This is a genomic window from Streptomyces sp. RLB3-17 (assembly GCF_007113425.2).
In the GTDB taxonomy this organism is placed as follows: domain Bacteria; phylum Actinomycetota; class Actinomycetes; order Streptomycetales; family Streptomycetaceae; genus Streptomyces; species Streptomyces mirabilis_D.
In genome coordinates this window covers 6,318,254-6,336,232 of sequence record NZ_CP041610.2, presented here as the reverse complement: position 1 = coordinate 6,336,232, position 17,979 = coordinate 6,318,254, and the positions used below count along the sequence as shown (strand labels likewise).

Here is a 17,979-nt window from a genome sequence, read left to right as displayed (position 1 = left end):
GGAATCCGGTAAGGGGCACCCGCAGTGGCGGGTGCCCCTTACCGCCTTGCCGTCAGGCTTCCTGGGAGTGCCGGGCCGCGTTCGCCGTGATCGCGTCCCTGAGGTGTTCGGCGAGACCCGGGCGCATGGAGTCGTAGTACGCCTTGAAGCGTTCGTCGGACACGTACATCGCGCCGAGGCAGCCGTGGTGCTCGTACGAGCAGTCGTAGAACCACTTGCCGATGTGCTGCCGGTGTTCCTCGGCCATGTCCATGGCCCGCTCGCCGGTCGCGGGTTCGCCCGCTTCCATGAGGGCGGCGTAGCGCTCGCCCCAGGAGGCGACCTCGTCCTGGATGCGCTGCCAGTCGCCCTTGGTGTAGCGGGCGGCGCGGCGCTGCGACTCGGCGTACTCCGCCGTGCCGCCCCACCGCTGTTCGGCCTCCTCCGCGTGCTCCTCGGGATCCTTGCCCCCGAAGACCTCGAACTTCTCCTCGGGCGTGAGGTTGATGCCCATCGTGCGTGCCTCCATGGCGTGCTCCACGGCCGCGGCCATCTTCTGCAGCTTCTCGATCCGGGCGGTCAGCAGCTCGTGCCGGCGGCGCAGGTGCGCGCGCGGGTCCGCCCCCGGGTCGTCGAGCAGGGCCGCGACCTCGTCGAGCGGGAAGCTCAGCTCCCGGTAGAACAGGATCTGTTGCAACCGGTCGAGGTCGGCGTCGCTGTAGCGCCGGTGCCCCGCGTGGTTGCGCTCGCTCGGAACGAGCAGGCCGATCTCGTCGTAGTGGTGCAGGGTGCGCACCGTGACCCCGGCGAAACCGGCGACCTGGCCCACTGAGTAGCCCACTTCCGCTCCTTCCTCGGTACGTGTCCCACCATCGGCCCTCACGCCACGTGAGGTGCAAGCCGGAATTCCTCGGATCCCGAATCGCACCCTTAGGGATGTTGTGCGCCTTTTGCCCGCTTAGGGTGTGGCCGTGAGCACCGATGCGTCCACGGCGACCCCCTTACGGCGTCTGCTGCCGTTGATCGTGCCCTCCGTGGTGGTCGGTGTGGCCGCGGCGCTCGTCCTGCTGGGCGTCAGCCTGCTCGCCGACCGGTTCAAGGACGTCCTGTGGGAGACCCTTCCGGACGCACTGGGTGTGGGCCGCTACTCCGTGGTGTGGATGGTCGTGATGCTCACGGCGACCGGCATCGCGGTGGGTCTGGTCGTGTGGAAGGTGCCGGGGCACGCGGGGCCGGATCCGGCGACCACGGGTCTGGTCGACGCTCCCCTGCCACCCCGCGTTCTGCCCGGGCTGCTCGTCGCCACCGTCCTGACGCTGGCGGGCGGGGTGAGCCTGGGCCCCGAGAACCCGATCACGGCGGTCAACGTGGCCCTCGCCTACTGGCTCGGCACCCGCGTGATCCCGGGCTCCGCCGTGGGGCTGTGGGTGGGCCTGGCGGTCGCGGGCACGATCGGCGCCCTGTTCGGTACGCCGGTGGCCGCAGCGCTGATCTTCTCCGAGGTACTGGCCGGGCAGCCGGGGCCCGGCGCCCTCTGGGACCGGCTGCTGCCGCCGCTGCTCGCGGGCGGCACGGGCGCGCTCACCATGATGCTGCTCGAGCACCCGAGCTTCGACCTCGCGCTGCCCGCCTACGAAGGCCCCCACTGGGGCGACCTGCTGAGCGCCCTGGTGGTCGCCTCGCTGGCCGCGGCGATCGGGATGACAGCGGTGTGCGCCCTCCCTTACGCCCACGGCGCCTTCTCGCGGCTCAGGCACCCCATGGTGGCGCTTCCCGTGGGCGGTCTCGTCCTGGGGCTGCTGGGGGCGCTGGGCGGGCCTCTGACGCTCTTCAAGGGCCTGGACGAGGTGAAGACCCTCGCGGCTAACCCGGAGGGCTGGTCGGCGGGACGGTTCGCGCTGATGTTCGCGGTGAAGCTGGCCGCGCTGCTGGTCGCCACCTCGTGCGGCTTCCGGGGCGGCCGGATCTTTCCCTCCGTGTTCGCCGGGGTAGCTCTCGGGCTGTGCGCGCACGCGTTGGTACCGCAGGTGAATCCCACGCTCGCCGTGGTGTGCGCGGTCCTGGGTGTGCTCCTGGCCGTCACCCGGCAGGGCTGGATCAGTCTGTTCACGGCGGCCGTCCTGGTGGCCCAGCCTGCCGTGCTGCCCCTGCTGGTGCTGGCCTCGGTACCGGCCTGGCTGATCGTCACCGGACGCCCGCAGATGCAGCTGCGCGCCGACGGGAGCGCGATCCGGTGAACCGACAGGCCCCTCCGATCCGATGAACCAGTGGGAAGCCGATCCGATCAACCAGTAGGACCCTCCGATCAACCAGCAGGACCGTCCGACCGCCGACTCGATGGGAGATCCCATGCCGCTCCACCAAGGTCCCGAGAAACCCGACGAGCGCCCGGTGTCCGTCAACCCCTTCTTCGGGGAGGCGAACCCGGTCGGGGGCATGACCGAGGCCCCGCCCAAGCACCGGCTTCCGGACGGGCCGCTGCCACCCAACACCGCGTATCAGGTCGTCCACGACGAGCTGATGCTGGACGGGAACGCGCGGCTGAACCTCGCCACCTTCGTCACCACCTGGATGGAACCGCAGGCCGGGGTGCTGATGGGCGAGTGCCGGGACAAGAACATGATCGACAAGGACGAGTACCCGCGCACCGCCGAGCTGGAGCGCCGCTGCGTGGCGATACTCGCGGACTTGTGGAACGCGCCGGACCCGGCGTCCACCGTCGGCTGTTCGACGACCGGATCGAGCGAGGCGTGCATGCTCGCCGGCATGGCCCTGAAGCGGCGCTGGATGCGGCGGAACGCGGATCGCTACCCCGGAGCACGCCCCAATCTCGTGATGGGGGTGAACGTCCAGGTGTGCTGGGAGAAGTTCTGCAACTTCTGGGAGGTCGAGGCACGCCAGGTGCCCATGGAGGGCGACCGGTTCCATCTCGACCCACAGGCGGCGGCCGAGCTGTGCGACGAGAACACCATCGGGGTCGTCGGCATCCTCGGCTCCACCTTCGACGGGTCCTACGAGCCGATCGCCGAGCTGTGCGCGGCCCTCGACCAGCTCCAGGAGCGTACGGGCCTGGACATCCCCGTCCATGTCGACGGCGCGTCCGGCGCGATGATCGCCCCCTTCCTCGACCCGGACCTGGTCTGGGACTTCAGGTTGCCGCGGGTGTCCTCGATCAACACATCGGGCCACAAGTACGGGCTGGTCTACCCGGGCGTCGGCTGGGCACTGTGGCGGACCGAGGCCGAGCTGCCCGAGGAGCTCGTCTTCCGGGTCAACTACTTGGGCGGCAACATGCCGACCTTCGCCCTCAACTTCTCCCGTCCGGGCGCGCAGGTCGTGGCGCAGTACTACACGTTCCTACGGCTGGGCCGGGATGGCTTCCGGGCCGTGCAGCAGACGACCAGAGACCTGGCCCGCGGGCTCGCCGAGCGGGTCGAGGCGCTGGAGGACTTCCGACTCCTCACCCGGGGCGACGAGTTGCCCGTCTTCGCTTTCACCACGGCCCCGCATGTGACCTCGTACGACGTCTTCGACGTGTCCCGGCGCATGCGGGAGAGCGGCTGGCTGGTGCCCGCGTACACCTTCCCGGCCAACCGGGAGGACCTGTCCGTCCTGCGTGTGGTGTGCCGCAACGGCTTCTCGGTGGATCTCGCCGACCTGTTCATCGAGGACCTGAGCCGGTTGGTGCCCCAACTGCGCAGGCTGCCGCATCCGCTGACGCAGGACAAGGAGGCGGCGACGGGCTTCCATCACTAGGGCCTGTCCGGCCAAGGGCGTGGCTACTCCTGGTCGCCGGGGTGCGGGGTTCGCGTGGCGTACGGGTTCTCCTCGCCGTCGACCAGGACGCCGACGAAGGGTTCGCCCTCCCCGGCGAAGGTGTACGCGCCGCCCTGGATGCGCTCGATCAGGCCCCGGGTCCACTGTGCGCCGGAGTCGGCGGAGTGGACCCAGAAGTTCATGATCTCGCCGATGTGGCCGAGCTGTCCGGGGCCGTCCTCGGGGGTGTAGTACCCGGTGACGGACTTGCGCCACTCCTCGATGGCGCGCACCCGCTCCCGGAGGAGTTCGAGGGTCTCCGCACGGCCGAGGTCGACCATGAAGCCGAGCGCGGCCGAGAGGATGTCCGGTTTCTGGTCGTACGCGGTCAGCGACCGGCGCAGCAGCGTGAAGTACTCCTCGGTGCCTTGGTCCGTGATCTCGTACTCGGTGCGCGGCGGGCCGCCCGCCGTGGACGGGGCGATCTCGTGGGCGAGCAGCAGTCCCTGTTTCGCCATCTGCTTGAGCGCGTGGTAGATCGAGCCGGGCTTGGCGTTGGACCACTCGTGCGCGCCCCAGTACTCGAGGTCGTTGCGCACCTGGTAGCCGTGGGCCCGCCCGTGCTGGCGGACGGCGCCCAGCACCAGGAGACGGATCGCTGACATGCGGTCCAGGTTATGGGGGCAGATGAGGGCGCGGAGGTCAACCCTCCTGCGCGCGGGCGACCAGCTCGAAGGCGGTGGCGCCGTCCAGGGACTCGCGGCCAGGTCACATCACGGTGCGGCCGATGTGCTCGATGTGAAGCGTGCGCGCTTCCGCATCGATCCGGTAGAGGATGCGCCAGGGGCCGTGATGGAGGCGACGGTGGTCCACGCCCCATGCGCGCGACCCCTCGGGCCTCTCGTCCTCGGCGAGTTGGTCAGTGGCCCGCAGGAGGGCGTCGACGCCTTGGGGGTCGTCCTTGAGGTGCCCTGTGGCAGCGTTGAGGGCGGCCGGTTCCCAGAGAACGCGCCAGGTCACTCGCCCCTCCCCGCCGCTTCGAGCAGTGCTTGGCGGGCCTCTTCGTGGGGGATGGGAGCCTCGGTACGCCCAAGGGCGCGGTCACGCTCCAGGCGGGCCAGGGCCAGAGCGTCCTCGAGGTCCTCCAACTCGGCGGGAGAGATGAGGACGGCCGCCGGGATGCCGCGATCTGTCAGGGTGATGTGCTCGTGCTGGGCGGCTCGGCGGGCGAGGTCGCCGAGCTTGCCCCTCGCCTCGGCGATGGGATACGTAGCAGACATGCACCTAGTGTACACCTGGATGCATGTCTGCTACGCCGAAACCGGACGCTCAGAACGGGAAGAAGCTGCGGCCGTGCTGGACCGAGATCCACTTCTGGGTGGTGAAGGCGTCGACGGTCGTCTCGCCGTTCAGGCGGCCGATGCCGGAGTGCTTCTCGCCGCCGAAGGGGACCAGCGGCTCGTCGTGGACGGTGCCGTCGTTGACGTGGAACATGCCGGTGTCGATCTGCTTGGCGAAGGCGACACCGCGCTCGACGTCGGCGGTGTGCACGGCGCCGCTGAGCCCGTACGGGGTGTCGTTGACGATGCGGACGGCCTCCTCCTCGCCGTCGAAGGTGACGAGGAGCGCGACCGGGCCGAAGATCTCCTGCCGGAGGATGGCGGAGTCGGCGGGCAGGTCCGTCAGGACGGTCGGCTCGACGAGGTTGTCGGTGGTGGCGCCGCGCACCAGGGCCGTGGCACCCTCGGCGATCGCCTGGTCGACCGCGCCGGTGAGCGAGTCCGCCTGGGAGGAGTTGATGACCGGGCCGATGATCGTCTGGGGGTCGCTCGGGTCGCCGACCTTCAGCGTCTTCACCTTGGCGACGAACTTCTCGGTGAACTCGTCCGCGATCGAGCGGTCCACGAGGACGCGGTTGGCGGCCATGCACACCTGGCCCTGGTGGACGTAGCGGCTGAAGACCGCAGCGTCGACGGCGTAGTCGATGTCCGCGTCGTCGAGGACCACCAGGGCGCTGTTGCCGCCGAGCTCCAGCACCGCGCTCTTGAAGTGCGAGGCGCAGACGGTGGCGACGTGGCGGCCGACCTTGTCGGAGCCGGTGAAGGAGATGACCTTCGGTACGGGGTGCTCGATGAAGGCGTCGCCGATCTCGGCGATGTCGGTGATGACGACGTTGAGCAGACCGCCGGGCAGGCCCGCGTCCTCGAAGACCTTCGCCACCAGGGAGCCGCCGACGATCGGGGTGTTCTGGTGCGGCTTGAGGACCACGCCGTTGCCGAGCGCCAGGGCCGGCGCGACGGACTTCAGGGAGAGCAGGAAGGGGAAGTTGAAGGGGCTGATCACGCCGACGACACCGACGGGGACGCGGTAGAGGCGGTTCTCCTTGCCGTCGATCGGCGAGGGGAGGATCTTGCCCTCGGGGCGCAGCGCCAGCTGGATCGACTCGCGCAGGAACTCCTTGGCGAGGTGGAGCTCGAAGCCCGCCTTCAGGTGGGTGCCGCCGAGCTCGGCGATGATCACCTCGGTGATCTCGGCCTCGCGCTCCTCGATGATGCGCAGGGCCTTCTCGAAGACGGCGCGACGGGCGTACGGGTTGGTCGCGGCCCATTCCTTCTGGGCGCGCCGGGCGGCGAGGTAGGCCTCGTCGACCTCGTCGACCGTGGCTATGGTGATCGACGCCAGCTTCTCGCCGTTGTACGGGTTGAAATCGATGATGTCCCAGGAGCCGGTGCCCTGGCGCCACTCGCCGTCGATGTACTGCTGGGCCAAGTCGGTGAAGTAGGACGACATGTGCTCCCTCAATCCCCTTGCTGCCGAGGCAGACATCCGAGTCTGAGTCAGCAGACACATCCGATCAACGTCTGATCAGACGTCATCGTACTTGCGTCCAAAGGGAGTTGGAGAGCACCTCCGAAGAGTCCACGAAGACTCACAGGCGAACAGACCGTGAAGACTCGCCGGAGGCGGTGGGGAGAAGGTCAGGAGAGCTGGAGCAGCCCCCGCAGCAGATCGCGGCTCTCGGAGGGCCCGGGGCTGTCCTGCTGCAGCTGCTTGAGCGCGCCTTCGTACTGGGTGACGTCCTCGCGTTTGTCCAGATAGAGCGCGCTGGTGAGCTGCTCCAGATAGACGACGTCCGACAGGTCGGACTCGGGGAAGCTCAGGATGGTGAAGGAACCGCTCTCGCCCGAGTGGCCGCCGAAGCTGAACGGCATGACCTGAAGTCGTACGTTGGGGCGCTCCGACACCTCGATCAGATGCTGGAGTTGCCCCCGCATCACCTCGCGGTCACCGTACGGACGGCGCAGCGCGGCCTCGTCGAGGACGATGTGGAACTCCGGGGCCTTCTCGGAGACGAGGTACTTCTGCCGCTCCAGGCGCAGCGCGACGCGCCGCTCGATGTCGGCGGGCGAGGCGCCCCGCATGCCGCGCGCGACGACCGCGTGGGCGTAGGCCTCCGTCTGCAACAGGCCGTGCACGAACTGGACTTCGTACGAGCGGATCAGATGAGCCGCGCCTTCCAGGCCGACGTAGGTCGGGAACCAGCTGGGCAGGACGTCCGAGTAACTGTGCCACCAGCCCGCGACGTTGGCCTCCTTGGCGAGGGAGACGAGCGATGTGCGCTCGGCCTCGTCGGTGATGCCGTACAGCGTCAGCAGGTCCTCGACGTCGCGCGTCTTGAAGCTCACCCGTCCCAACTCCATGCGGCTGATCTTCGATTCGGAGGCACGGATCGAGTAACCGGCCGCTTCCCGGGTGATTCCGCGCGACTCCCGCAGGCGCCGCAGATGTGATCCCAGCAGCATGCGCCGCACCACCGAGCCACTCGACTCACCAGCGCTCACGTTCGTCCGCCTCCCCAACCGTCTTCAAGGGCCGAAGTCTGCCACTAAAACACTTCAAGCAGTACTCGTTCAGTTACAGAAACGGAAAGACTCCAAAGGGGCCACACAGGAAAAGATCAGTAGAGGGTCAACAAGCGGGAAGAAGGTGACAGAAGAAATGACCAAGAAAGGGTGGAGGAAGGTCTAATTCGGGCGCGTGCACGTGCATCTGCCCTTGCATCTGCTGTACGCATTCGGAACCATGGTCCTCGCGCCACCGCTGCATCGCAACGACCGCGAACACCCGGGAGTGCCTCGCATGGGGACGAATGGATCGACCATGCTCGAGCCCTTACGGCAGGGACTTCCGCCGCTCGACCCCGCGGCTGTGTCCAGCGCCGCTTCCTGCGCCCTGCCGGCGCGCTACGAAGCGGTGCGCGAAGCTCGGCAGTTCACCCGCAGAACGCTGGACCAGTGGGACATCGGTGAGCGCTTCGACGATGTCTGCCTGGTGGTCTCCGAACTCGTGACCAACGCCCTGCGGCACGCCCTGCCCTCGGACACACCCCGTTCGGACGACCAAGGCCCGCCCGTGCGGCTGCACTTGATGCGGTGGACCTCACGTCTGGTGTGCGCGGTGCGCGACCCCAGTCACGACAGTCCGGTCGCGGGCGACTCGGAGGACTTCTCGGCGGAGTCGGGCCGGGGCCTGTTCCTGGTCGACTCGTTCGCCGACAGCTGGGGTTGGCACCCGCTCGCGGGCACGCTCAGCGGCAAGGTCGTGTGGGCGCTCTTCAGGCTTCCGCAGCCGGCCGTCGGCGGGGTTTCGGCCGAATAGAGAACCGCGGCGCTTTTTGGCGCCGCGGTTCTACGCGCGTTACACGCCGCGAGAAGGTCGTTGCCGTCAGTTACGCCGGTCGCCCCGCCCGAAGGCGCGCCCGGGTGTGCGGCGCCGACTCACGTCAGCCGGCGATCAGGTGGTCGAACTCGCCGTCCTTGATGCCCAGGAGCATGGCTTCGATCTCGGCGCGGGTGTAGACGAGCGCGGGCCCTTCCGGGAACCGCGAGTTCCGCACCGCCACGTCGCCTCCGGGCAGCCTCGCGAACTCCACGCAGGAACCCTGCGAGTTGCTGTGCCTGCTCTTCTGCCAGGCCACCCCGGTCAGCGCGGTCGCAGCCATGCCGTTGTACACGTCATCCAGGTCATCCACGTCGTACACGTCGTGGTCCACAAGTCGCTCCCCGGTCGTGCAGTGGCCGATGTGGCCATTGATGCAGTGGCCAACTGCCCCGGATCATAGCTCTGTTCATGTGCAGATGCATGGGCAGATGCACGTGCACGGGGGGTGGTCCCACGGTTACAGCTTTTACCGCCATTTGACTACCGAGTGTTGACCGCCCGACTACTGCCTGGTACTCGCCGGGCTGCATCTGGTCCAGCGTCTGCCCTGGAGAACGCATGACATGCGCTCTCCAGCCCCCGTGCATGATCTTCCACGCCATCATCCGTGCTGGGTCGTCCGGGTCGAATCCCTCATGCAATAAGAAGAGACGCGTACCGGGCCCTTCGAGTTTCAACGTTCACGTAATGGCCCAATCCGGAGGGTCGTCGGATCGGCGTCGGCCCACCGGACCCGCGGCTTCCGGTCCGGCTCGTACGCGAGAATCCGCACGTCGCTGGTGCCGGAGAAGCGGATCGCCCTCCGGAGCGGGGGCGGGGCTCCGTGCGGGGCGGGGTTCATGACGTGCCGTCGCCGGGTTCAGTCTCGGCCTCGCTCCCGGCTTCGGCTTCGGTGCCCCTGTGGTCAAGGAGTTCGCCGGGGCCCTTGAGGCGGTCGTGCCGGAAGCGTTCGTACGGTGGAGCCCGTCAGCGGCCGGTGCCGGAGTACGGCAACAGCGCCATCTCACGCGCGTTCTTGATCGCGCGGGCGAGCATCCGCTGCTGCCGCGCGGTCACCCGGGTGACCCGGCGGCTGCGGATCTTGCCGCGGTCGGAGATGAACTTCCGCAGCAGGTCGGTGTCCTTGTAGTCGATGTACATGATCCCGTCGCGGTCCAGCGGGTTGGGGCGGGACTTGGTCGCGGGCTTGCGTTCCGGCTTGCGGGCCATGGGTCAGACCTCCAGGAGGGAGTCGAAGGCGGGCGGGAGTCGCTTCCAGGCGGCGGGGCCCGCGGCGTACTCGGCGTCGGTCAACAGGCAGGACTCCAGGAGCAGTTCGAGCCCCTCGCGGTCGAGCCCCGGCGAGGTGAAGACGAGGTGCTGGCAGCAGTCGCCGTGCTCCGGATGCCAGTCGAGCGCGGCGGCGGCGCGACGGACGGGCGGGACCATGTCCCACGCGGCGTCCGGGAGCGAGGCGAGCCAGGGGCCCGCGCTCTCCACGCAGAGCGCGCCTCCGGCCGCGTCCCAGTGCAGCAGGGTGTCGGGCCGGTCGGCGAGCCAGAACCGCCCCCGGCTGCGTGCGGCCGCGCAGGTCAGGTCCTCCAGCGCCGCGTACAGCCGCTCAGGGTGGAACGGCCGTCGCCGATGCCATACGAGCGTGCCGACACCGGCCTCGTCCGCCTCGGCCGGCAACAGCGCACAGGCCGGATGCTGGGCCGCGGCCGCGGCTTCGACGTCGAATCCGGCGAACGCGGCATCGACGAGCGCGGATGCGGTTCTCCCGGACCGGGGTTCGGTACCGCCCGCACCGGAGCCGATCCGCTCGGAGCGGGGGCCCGCACCGGCCTCAGCGGGGTCGGCCCCCGGGGCATCGGCACCGGCACCCGCATCGGCAGTCGTACCGGCGCCGTCGATTCCGCCCTCACCGGAGGTGGCCACGTCCGGGCTCCCGCACCCGTGCGGCGGAGCGGCGTTCGTCGTGTGGACGGGGTCTGCCTCCCATCCCGGTGGGGTCCAGCCCGTGGCCGGGGGCCGGGTCGGTGCGAACCAGTCGGTCCCCCTGGCCTCGCCGTCCGTCACGTCGAGTGCGTCGATCGGGACCCGGCGGGCCGTGGGATGGAGTTGGGCCAGCAGCGCGCGGTCCTCGTCGTCGGCCTGTTCCGAGGAGACGACGGCGAGGACGGGGGCGTACTCCAGCTGGCGGGCGAAGGTGTCGGCGACCGTGCGCCGGTCGGTGGCGGCCGCGGCGAGGCCGACCTCGGCGAGGTCGTCGCCGTCGGCGAGGTAGGGCAGGAGCAGGGCCGGGTCGACGGCGGTGATCACGGAGGTCAGCCGGAGCCCGCCCGCCGCGACGACCTCGGCCATGGCCTTGGGCTCGACCGAGTCCCACAGTTCGACGACGGCGAGGCGTGTCAGGCCCGCGTCCGCGAGGCGCCGCAGCTCCGGCACCAGATCCTCGCGCAGGGCGCAGCACGCGCAGTCGTTGACGAGCGGGGCCTCGCCCGCCGACACGATTCCGGTGGCGTCCCGGATCGTACGGACGACCGTGCCCGCCGCGGCCGTCGTCAGGTCGTGGTGGAGGGCGACGCTGTCGGGAACGTCGGCGAGCAGCCGTGCGACGGCGGCCTGCCGCGCATCCGCGTGCAGGCCGCCGACGATCACGACGCAGAGGTGCGAGGTCGGCATCAGCCGGCACCGCCGCGCTTGTCGCCCGCCTCGCCGAGCGTCTTGTCGCCTGCCTTGTCGCCCGCCTCGCCGAGCGCCTTGTCGCCCGCCTTGCCGCGCGTCCTGCCGAGCGCGTCACCGGCCGGTCCGTAGCGGCGCTCGAAGCGTTCCACCCGGCCCGCGGTGTCCAGCACCCGCGCGTTGCCCGTGTAGAAGGGGTGGCTCACGTTCGAGATCTCGACGTCCACCACCGGGTAGGTGTGGCCGTCCTGCCATTCGATCGTCTTCTCCCCCGCCGTGGCGGCGAGCGTCGAGCGGGTGAGGAAGGCGTGGTTCGCGGCGCGGTCGCGGAAGACGACGGGGCCGTACTCCGGGTGGGTTCCCTCGCGCATGACGGTCAGCGCTCCTCTCGGAAGTCGACGTGCCGGCCGGCGACCGGGTCGAACTTGCGCAGGGTCATCCGGTCCGGGTCGTTGCGCCGGTTCTTGCGGGTGACGTACGTGAAGCCGGTCCCGGCCGTGGACCGGAGCTTGATGACGGGACGGAGTTCGTTGCGTGCCATGGCTGGTATGTTAATGAAAATGACTTCCATTTCCAAGACGTCTCAGAGAGAGGTGCGTCACCCTTGTCCGCGCACTGCATGCTGACCGGCGCCACGCCGGGCTTCGGCAACTCCATCTCCCACTCCCACCGGCGCACGTCCCGCCACTTCGACCCGAACGTCCAGCGCAAGCGGTACTGGCTGCCGAGCGAGGGCCGTCACGTACGGCTGCGGCTGAGCGCGAAGGGCATCAAGACCGTCGACGCGATCGGCGTCGAGGCGGCCGTGGCCAGGATCCGGGCCCGTGGGGTGAGGGTCTGATGGCGAAGAAGAGCAAGATCGCGAAGAACGAGCGGCGCCGGGAGGTCGTCGCCCGGTACGCGGCGCGGCGGGCCGAACTGAAGGAGATCCTCCGCCGGCCGTCCTCGACCGAGGCCGAACGGGCCGCCGCGCGGGAGGAACTGCGCCGCCAGCCGCGCGACGCGAGCGCCACCCGCGTCCGCAACCGCGACAGCATGGACGGCCGCCCCCGCGGCTACCTGAGCGCCTTCGGGCTGTCCCGGGTGAATCTGCGGGAGCAGGCGCATGCGGGATTCCTGCCGGGTGTGCGCAAGTCGTCCTGGTAGCGCTGCGCACCCGACGGCGCTCGCGAGGCACTCCCGATGCCTCGACGACTCCCTCGAGACGATGACTCGGCGACTCCCCCGAAACGACAGCCCGACGACTCCCTCGAAACCGTGCCCCGACGACTCCCTCAGAAGATTCGTAAGTTCTCCCGATGTCTCGCTCAGGGTGTTCGGGAGTGTGGCTGATAGCTTGCTGCGGTCGTTCCGGCGACCCCAGCCACACCATCACCCTTGGGGGCTTCAGTGACATCGGCGACTTCGGCGACCCTTCCGCGTCGGCGGGCCCGGGGCGCGGCCATGGCCTTGGCCGCGGGTCTGGCGGGCACGCTCGCGCTGACCGGGTGCAGCAGCGACTCGGGGTCCGGCTCGGGGGACGGGTCCGCGAGTCCCGGCGCGTCAGCTTCGGGGACGGCCGGCACCGGCGGTGAATCGGGCACCCCTTCGACCGCCGGCGGCAAGTTGGAGGGCAGCTGGGTGGCCACGACCGGCGGCAAGGCGGTGGTGCTGGTGATCACCGGCAAGCAGGCCGGGCTCTTCACGACGGGCCGCACCGTGTGCACCGGGACCGCCGGTGACGAGGCGGGCATGCAGATGATCCACCTCAAGTGCACGGACGGGAACAAGGACCGCGCGTCGGGCATGGTCGACTCCGTGAACAGCACGACGCTGAAGGTCACCTGGTCGGGGAACCTCGGCAAGGAGTCGTACACGAAGGCCGAGGGCGGTCAGCTCCCGTCGGGACTGCCGACGGCGAGCCTGGGCTCCTGACCGGCCCGACCCCTCCCTGACCTGACCTAACCTGCACCGATCTACCCCGGTCGGCTCTTGGCGGCGGGCCGCGGAATCCCTGGGACTCCGCGGCCCGTTCGCGTGTCCGTCGCTCATGTCGTCGACGCGGGGCGACCTTCGGTTCGTATTCGGGACATACGCGACGCGGGAGAGGTGCGTGACAGGGGGGCCGCGCAACGCGTGCCCACCGGTCTGCGTGATGATCCATGAGCACCTTCACGAACTCAGGGGGAAACCCATGCGCGCCCTTCCGATCGCCGTCGTCGCCGCCGCGGCGGCACTCACCCTCACCGCCTGCGACAGCGGCGGCAGCAACAGCACCGAGGGCGGCAAGAAGGCCTCGACCGCCTCCTCCGCCGCCGCCTCCTCCACGGCCTGCAAGATCGACCAGATCGGCATCCAGGTCGGCCCCGCCAACGCCGCCCCGACCGCCGGCGACACCGGCAACGTGCCCGTCACGCTCACCAACAAGGGCGCCGAGTGCACCCTTCAGGGCTTCCCCGCCGTCAAGGTGCAGGACGGCGGCACGGGTACGGACGTACCCGAGGAGAAGTCCGCGACTCCGCCGAAGCTGACACTGGCGGCGAGCGGTACCGCCTCCTTCACGATCACCTACGTACGGGGCACGGCGGGCGATGGAAAGAGCCTCGCCGCGACCACGCTGAAGATCGGCCTGCCCGGTGCCGCCACCACCCAGAGCTTCAAGTGGTCGTACGGTCCCCTCGCGGGCAAGACCGGTCCGAACGACCCGAACGCCTCCGTGAGCTCGTTCCAGCCCGCGGGCGACTGAGCGGCGCTCCCGGCCCGCAAGCCGGGAGACACCCGGCCGCCCGGCGGAAGCCGGGGAGCCCAGCGGTCCCGCGCGAGCCGGGGGCACAGCCGGCCCGCGCGAGCCGCGAGACGCTCGGCCGTCCCACGCGAACCGGGAGGCGCCCAGCCGCCCGGCGGAAGCCAGGGAGCGCCCAGCGGTCCCGCGCGAGCCAGGGGGCTCAGCCGTCCCACGCAAGCCGAAAGACGCTCGGTCGCCCCGCGCAAACCGGGCGTCAGCGAAGTGGCGGACGTGCTCTGACCTGGGCGCGGTCCGCCGCCGCGGCTCCTTCCTGCCACCCGGCCGCGTCGTTGACCCCGCGCAGCCGGGTGGTGACGGTGTCCGGGAACATCCGCTCCATGTGGTCGTTGACCGCCACGTCGCGGGCCGCCAGGACGGGCAGCAGCTCCGCCACCGGGGCCTGCGACGTGGCCTCCCCCTCGGCCTCCTCGGCGGCGGTCGCCAGCCGGTCGCCGATCCGGTGCGCGTACGCGGCCAGGAACGACTGCCGGAAACTCTTCGTACGCTTCCTTCCCCCGGCCCGCTGGGCCGCCTCCGCCTTCGTCATCGCGGCCGTGGCCTGCACGAGCAGCGAGGTGTAGAGGAGTTCGACGGCCTCCAGGTCGGGTTCGAAGCCGACGACGGTCGAGAATCCGAGCGACTCGTTCCACACGGCGCGACAGCGGTTCGTGTCGGCCACCGCGTCCAGCAGCACCGCCTTGGCCGTCTCGTACGGCGGCTCGACACCGATGCGGCAGGCGCCGGGCGCGTCCTTGGCGTGCGTACGGGCCGCGAGCAGCGCCTCGTCGATGCTGTGCCGGGCCATCAGCTCCTGGGCCTTGGCACTCAGCGCCTCCGCCTCCTCCGGGAATCCGGTCGCCTCGGCCTTGGCGAGCAGCGCGCGGATTCGGGTGAGCATGCGGGAGTCCTGCGCGGCGGCCGGGTGCCGTGATGTGCCGTCGGACAGGTGCGCGTCGAGGGGTTCGAGGGTGGGGAGGCGGAGCAGCAGCCGGTACAGCTCCAGCGCGGCGGTCGCGAGCGAGAAGCGGTCGGTGCGCGGGGCACGGGCGTCCAGCTCTTCGAGCTGCGCCGCCCAGCGTGGGCCCCGGGGCCGCCGGTCCCGGCCGGCCTCCGCGCGCACCAGCTCCGACACCAGCTGCAGGTGTACGTCGTCCAGTTCGCGCCGCACGATCCGTACGACGTCGGCGGGCTGCCAGCCGCGACGCCACGCCGCGGCGACGAACTCCTCGCCGCGGCGGGCGAGTTCGGCGTCGGAGGCGGGGTCGGCGGCGAGCAGCGAGGCACCTGTGTCGAGGGCCGCGTCGCTGTCGGCGTAGAGCGCGACCTCGAAGGCGCGCTCCACGGTGCTGGGCGTACTGCTCATGCGTCGATCGTGCCACGCCCGCCGAATCGGACCGTCCACACCCTGTGGACAGGGAAGCGTGGACGCGGACACAGGGGATGTCCGCGGGCACAGCGGGTGTCAACTACGGGTTGACACCCTCCACCTGTGGCGGGTGTCAACTACGGGTTGACACCCTCCACCTGTCAACCTACGGTTGACACATGACGACGAACCCACCCGGCAAGGCATCCGTACGTCTCGACGACCTCATCGAGGCCATCAAGAAGGCCCACACCGACGCCCTCGAGCAACTCCAGGACGCGGTGATCGCGGCGGACCACCTCGGCGACGTGGCCGACCACCTGATCGGCCACTTCGTGGACCAGGCCCGGCGTTCGGGCGCGTCCTGGACGGACATCGGCAAGAGCATGGGGGTCACCCGGCAGGCGGCGCAGAAGCGCTTCGTCCCCAAGGCCGAGTCGGACCTCGACCCCAGCCAGGGCTTCGGCCGCTACACGCCCCGCGCCCGGAACGCGGTGATGGCCGCGCACAACGAGGCCAAGGCCGCGGGCAACGCGGAGGGACTCACCGAGCACCTCGTCCTCGGCCTCCTCTCCGAGCCCGAGGGGCTCGCCGCGAAGGCGATCACCGCGCAGGGCGTGACCCTGGACGCCGTCCGCGAGGCCGCGACCGCGGCGCTCCCGCCGGCGGCCGACGAGGTCCCGGAGCTCATCCCGTACGGCCCCGCCGCCAAGAAGGTCCTGGAACTCACCTTCCGCGAGGCCCTCCGCCTCGGCCACAACTACATCGGCACCGAGCACATCCTCCTGGCCCTCCTGGAGTACGAGAACGGCAACGGCGTTCTCAGTGGCCTCGGCATCGACAAGACAGCGGCGGAGACCTACCTCGCGCGCGTGCTGGAGGTCATCGCGGTGGGGGGACAGCAGAAGGACCAGCAGAAAGACCAGCAAGAAGATCAGTAGGTCGCGTCCGCGGCCGTTGTCAGACCCCCCTGCGAGACTCGGAACCATGAGCGACCGGTGGGCTCTCGCGCCGGCCGAGGACGGAGGTGCGGAGGTGGCCCCCCTCGGCTCCGACGGGCTGCCCGCGGGGCCGGTGCGCAGGGAGGCGGACCTGGTCGAGGCCGTGCGGGGGCGACCCGACGTGGTCCGGTGGGTCTGGCGGTCCACGGCCGAGGTCTATCCGCGTCTGCTCGCCGCGGGGGTGCGAGTGGAGCGGTGTTACGACATCGAGGCCGCCGAGACACTGCTGCTCGGCCACGAGGGCCGGCTCGGCGAACCCCGGTCGGCGGCCGCCGCGCTGGCGAGACTGCGCGGCGGCCCCGTGCCGCCGGATCCCCCGCAGCGCTCCGCCGAGCCCGGCTCGCAGTCGTCCCTCTTCGAGCCGCGCCCGGTCCGCGTACCCCTGGAAGACCTCCTGGCGGTGTACGCCGATCAGCGCCGACGGCACGACACGACCGCGCACCCGGAGCGCATGCACCTGCTGACGACCGCCGAGTCCGCGGGCATGCTGGTGGCGGCCGAGATGAACCGCACCGGGCTGCCGTGGCGCGCGGACGTCCACCGCGAGGTCCTGCACGAGCTGCTCGGCGAGCGGTACGCGGGCGGCGGCGAGCCCAGACGCCTCGCCGAGCTCACGGACGAGGTGTCGGCCGCCTTCGGCAGACGGGTCCGCCCCGACCTGCCCGCCGACGTCATCAAGGCCTTCGCGCAGGCCGGAATCAAGATCAAGTCCACCCGGCGGTGGGAGATCGAGACCATCGAGCACCCTGCCGTGAAACCGCTGCTCGAATACAAGAAGCTGTACCGGATCTGGGTGGCGCACGGCTGGTCCTGGCTCCAGGACTGGGTGCGCGACGGACGCTTCCGGCCCGAGTACCTGCCCGGCGGGACCGTCACCGGCCGCTGGGTGACCAACGGCGGGGGCGCCCTGCAGATCCCCAAGGTGATCCGGCGTGCCGTAGTCGCCGACCCGGGCTGGCGGCTCGTGGTGGCCGACGCCGACCAGATGGAGCCGCGGGTGCTGGCCGCGATCTCGCGCGACCCCGGCCTGATGGAGGTCGCGGGCCGGGAGAGCGACCTGTACCAGTCGGTGTCGGACCGGGCGTTCGCCGGCGACCGGGCACAGGCCAAACTCGCCGTGCTCGGCGCGGTCTACGGGCAGACGTCTGGCGACGGCCTGAAGAACCTGGCCGCGCTGAGAAGACGCTTCCCCCGCGCCGTCGCCTACGTGGACGACGCGGCGCGGGCCGGCGAGGAGGGCCGACTCGTACGGACGTGGCTGGGGCGGACGAGTCCCCCGGCGGCCGGCGCGTCCGACGCCTCGTCGGAGGAGGCGGGCATGCCGCAGGACGAACCCGCCGAGCCCCTCGGGGACCAGGGCTGGGTGCCGGGCTACGCCTCCTCCAACTCCCGCGCCCGGGGCCGCTTCGCACGCAACTTCGTCGTCCAGGGCAGCGCCGCCGACTGGGCGCTGCTGCTGCTCGCCGCCCTCCGGCGCACCTGCGCGGACCTCGCCGCCGAGCTGGTCTTCTTCCAGCACGACGAGGTGATGGTGCACTGTCCGGCCGAGGAGGCGGACGCGGTCGTGGCCGCGATCCGGGAGGCCGCGGAGCTGGCGGGACGGCTGACGTTCGGCGAGACCCCGGTCCGCTTCCCGTTCACGACGGCGGTGGTGGAGTGCTACGCGGACGCGAAGTGACCCGGACGGCGGCCCGCGTCTCTCCCCTCGGCTGACCTCGTCGGCCAGG

General features: G+C 70.5%; 20 protein-coding genes and 1 pseudogene. 9 read left to right on the top strand and 12 right to left on the bottom strand.

The window, feature by feature from the left end; all coding sequences use genetic code 11:
• Positions 1–52 precede the first annotated feature (52 nt).
• A complete protein-coding gene (locus FNV62_RS28760; RefSeq protein WP_143627593.1) occupies positions 53–820 on the bottom strand; it encodes a MerR family transcriptional regulator in 768 nt (255 codons plus the stop codon).
• Between the two features lie 130 nt (positions 821–950).
• On the opposite strand from FNV62_RS28760, the gene FNV62_RS28755 reads away from it, so the two are divergent.
• Both FNV62_RS28755 and FNV62_RS28750 read left to right on the top strand, forming a co-directional pair.
• The gene (locus tag FNV62_RS28755; RefSeq protein ID WP_143627591.1) at positions 951–2,216 is read left to right on the top strand and encodes an ion channel protein; all 1,266 of its coding nucleotides are present in this window, start codon (positions 951–953) and stop codon (positions 2,214–2,216) included.
• A gap of 112 nt (positions 2,217–2,328) precedes the next feature.
• Entirely contained in the window at positions 2,329–3,735 is a 1,407-nt protein-coding gene (locus tag FNV62_RS28750; RefSeq protein ID WP_143602501.1) for a glutamate decarboxylase, read from the top strand.
• A 23-nt stretch (positions 3,736–3,758) separates the two neighbouring features.
• Here the strand turns inward: FNV62_RS28750 and FNV62_RS28745 are convergent, their stop codons facing one another.
• From FNV62_RS28745 to FNV62_RS28725, 5 genes are all read right to left on the bottom strand, one after another.
• Entirely contained in the window at positions 3,759–4,400 is a 642-nt protein-coding gene (locus FNV62_RS28745; RefSeq protein ID WP_054237469.1) for a PadR family transcriptional regulator, read from the bottom strand.
• 103 nt (positions 4,401–4,503) lie between these two features.
• Positions 4,504–4,755 carry a type II toxin-antitoxin system RelE family toxin gene (locus FNV62_RS28740; protein ID WP_060896086.1) on the bottom strand — a complete coding sequence of 84 codons (252 nt, stop codon included), beginning with the start codon at positions 4,753–4,755 and terminating at the stop codon, positions 4,504–4,506.
• Positions 4,752–5,015, bottom strand: coding sequence for a type II toxin-antitoxin system prevent-host-death family antitoxin (locus FNV62_RS28735; RefSeq protein WP_060896085.1), 264 nt, complete (start codon positions 5,013–5,015; stop codon positions 4,752–4,754). The genes FNV62_RS28740 and FNV62_RS28735 overlap by 4 nt, the downstream gene beginning before the upstream one ends.
• A gap of 49 nt (positions 5,016–5,064) precedes the next feature.
• Positions 5,065–6,525, bottom strand: coding sequence for an aldehyde dehydrogenase family protein (locus FNV62_RS28730; protein ID WP_054237467.1), 1,461 nt, complete (start codon positions 6,523–6,525; stop codon positions 5,065–5,067).
• A gap of 188 nt (positions 6,526–6,713) precedes the next feature.
• The gene (locus tag FNV62_RS28725) at positions 6,714–7,538 is read right to left on the bottom strand and encodes a helix-turn-helix domain-containing protein (RefSeq protein WP_054237466.1); all 825 of its coding nucleotides are present in this window, start codon (positions 7,536–7,538) and stop codon (positions 6,714–6,716) included.
• Between the two features lie 337 nt (positions 7,539–7,875).
• Here FNV62_RS28725 and FNV62_RS28720 point away from each other — a divergent pair, with 337 nt between their 5' ends.
• Entirely contained in the window at positions 7,876–8,394 is a 519-nt protein-coding gene (locus FNV62_RS28720; RefSeq protein ID WP_164331780.1) for an ATP-binding protein, read from the top strand.
• Between the two features lie 124 nt (positions 8,395–8,518).
• Here FNV62_RS28720 and FNV62_RS28715 read toward each other — a convergent pair whose 3' ends face one another.
• The 5 genes and pseudogenes from FNV62_RS28715 to rpmG all read right to left on the bottom strand — a co-directional run bounded on the left by FNV62_RS28715 (position 8,519) and on the right by rpmG (position 11,662).
• Positions 8,519–8,788: a DUF397 domain-containing protein gene (locus tag FNV62_RS28715; RefSeq protein ID WP_054237465.1), complete on the bottom strand. Its 270-nt coding sequence runs from the start codon at positions 8,786–8,788 to the stop codon at positions 8,519–8,521.
• 635 nt (positions 8,789–9,423) lie between these two features.
• Positions 9,424–9,666 (bottom strand): 30S ribosomal protein S18, encoded by a 243-nt coding sequence (rpsR, locus tag FNV62_RS28710; RefSeq protein WP_143608858.1) that lies wholly within the window; start codon positions 9,664–9,666, stop codon positions 9,424–9,426.
• Between the two features lie 3 nt (positions 9,667–9,669).
• The gene (locus FNV62_RS28705) at positions 9,670–11,121 is read right to left on the bottom strand and encodes a GTP-binding protein (protein ID WP_143627589.1); all 1,452 of its coding nucleotides are present in this window, start codon (positions 11,119–11,121) and stop codon (positions 9,670–9,672) included.
• A gap of 116 nt (positions 11,122–11,237) precedes the next feature.
• Positions 11,238–11,492 (bottom strand): annotated as a pseudogene (locus FNV62_RS28700) (type B 50S ribosomal protein L31); the annotation flags it as partial.
• A 5-nt stretch (positions 11,493–11,497) separates the two neighbouring features.
• On the bottom strand, positions 11,498–11,662 hold the full coding sequence (gene rpmG, locus FNV62_RS28695) for a 50S ribosomal protein L33 (protein ID WP_030846000.1): 165 nt from the start codon (positions 11,660–11,662) through the stop codon (positions 11,498–11,500).
• A gap of 63 nt (positions 11,663–11,725) precedes the next feature.
• Between rpmG and rpmB the strand changes: the two genes are divergently transcribed.
• The 4 genes from rpmB to FNV62_RS28675 all read left to right on the top strand — a co-directional run bounded on the left by rpmB (position 11,726) and on the right by FNV62_RS28675 (position 13,846).
• Entirely contained in the window at positions 11,726–11,962 is a 237-nt protein-coding gene (rpmB, locus tag FNV62_RS28690) for a 50S ribosomal protein L28 (protein ID WP_143627585.1), read from the top strand.
• Positions 11,962–12,267, top strand: a complete 306-nt coding sequence (gene rpsN / locus FNV62_RS28685; RefSeq protein WP_143608855.1) for a 30S ribosomal protein S14 — start codon at positions 11,962–11,964, stop codon at positions 12,265–12,267. The genes rpmB and rpsN overlap by 1 nt, the downstream gene beginning before the upstream one ends.
• A 297-nt stretch (positions 12,268–12,564) precedes the next feature.
• On the top strand, positions 12,565–13,035 hold the full coding sequence (locus tag FNV62_RS28680) for a hypothetical protein (RefSeq protein ID WP_143627583.1): 471 nt from the start codon (positions 12,565–12,567) through the stop codon (positions 13,033–13,035).
• A gap of 259 nt (positions 13,036–13,294) precedes the next feature.
• A complete protein-coding gene (locus FNV62_RS28675; RefSeq protein ID WP_097285675.1) occupies positions 13,295–13,846 on the top strand; it encodes a DUF4232 domain-containing protein in 552 nt (183 codons plus the stop codon).
• A gap of 253 nt (positions 13,847–14,099) precedes the next feature.
• On the opposite strand, the gene FNV62_RS28670 is transcribed toward FNV62_RS28675, so the two are convergent.
• Positions 14,100–15,248, bottom strand: a complete 1,149-nt coding sequence (locus tag FNV62_RS28670; RefSeq protein WP_097285674.1) for a DUF2786 domain-containing protein — start codon at positions 15,246–15,248, stop codon at positions 14,100–14,102.
• Between the two features lie 182 nt (positions 15,249–15,430).
• On the opposite strand from FNV62_RS28670, the gene FNV62_RS28665 reads away from it, so the two are divergent.
• A complete protein-coding gene (locus FNV62_RS28665) occupies positions 15,431–16,192 on the top strand; it encodes a Clp protease N-terminal domain-containing protein (protein WP_054237458.1) in 762 nt (253 codons plus the stop codon).
• 46 nt (positions 16,193–16,238) lie between these two features.
• Entirely contained in the window at positions 16,239–17,930 is a 1,692-nt protein-coding gene (locus FNV62_RS28660) for a bifunctional 3'-5' exonuclease/DNA polymerase (RefSeq protein WP_143602494.1), read from the top strand.
• Positions 17,931–17,979: the final 49 nt, after the last annotated feature.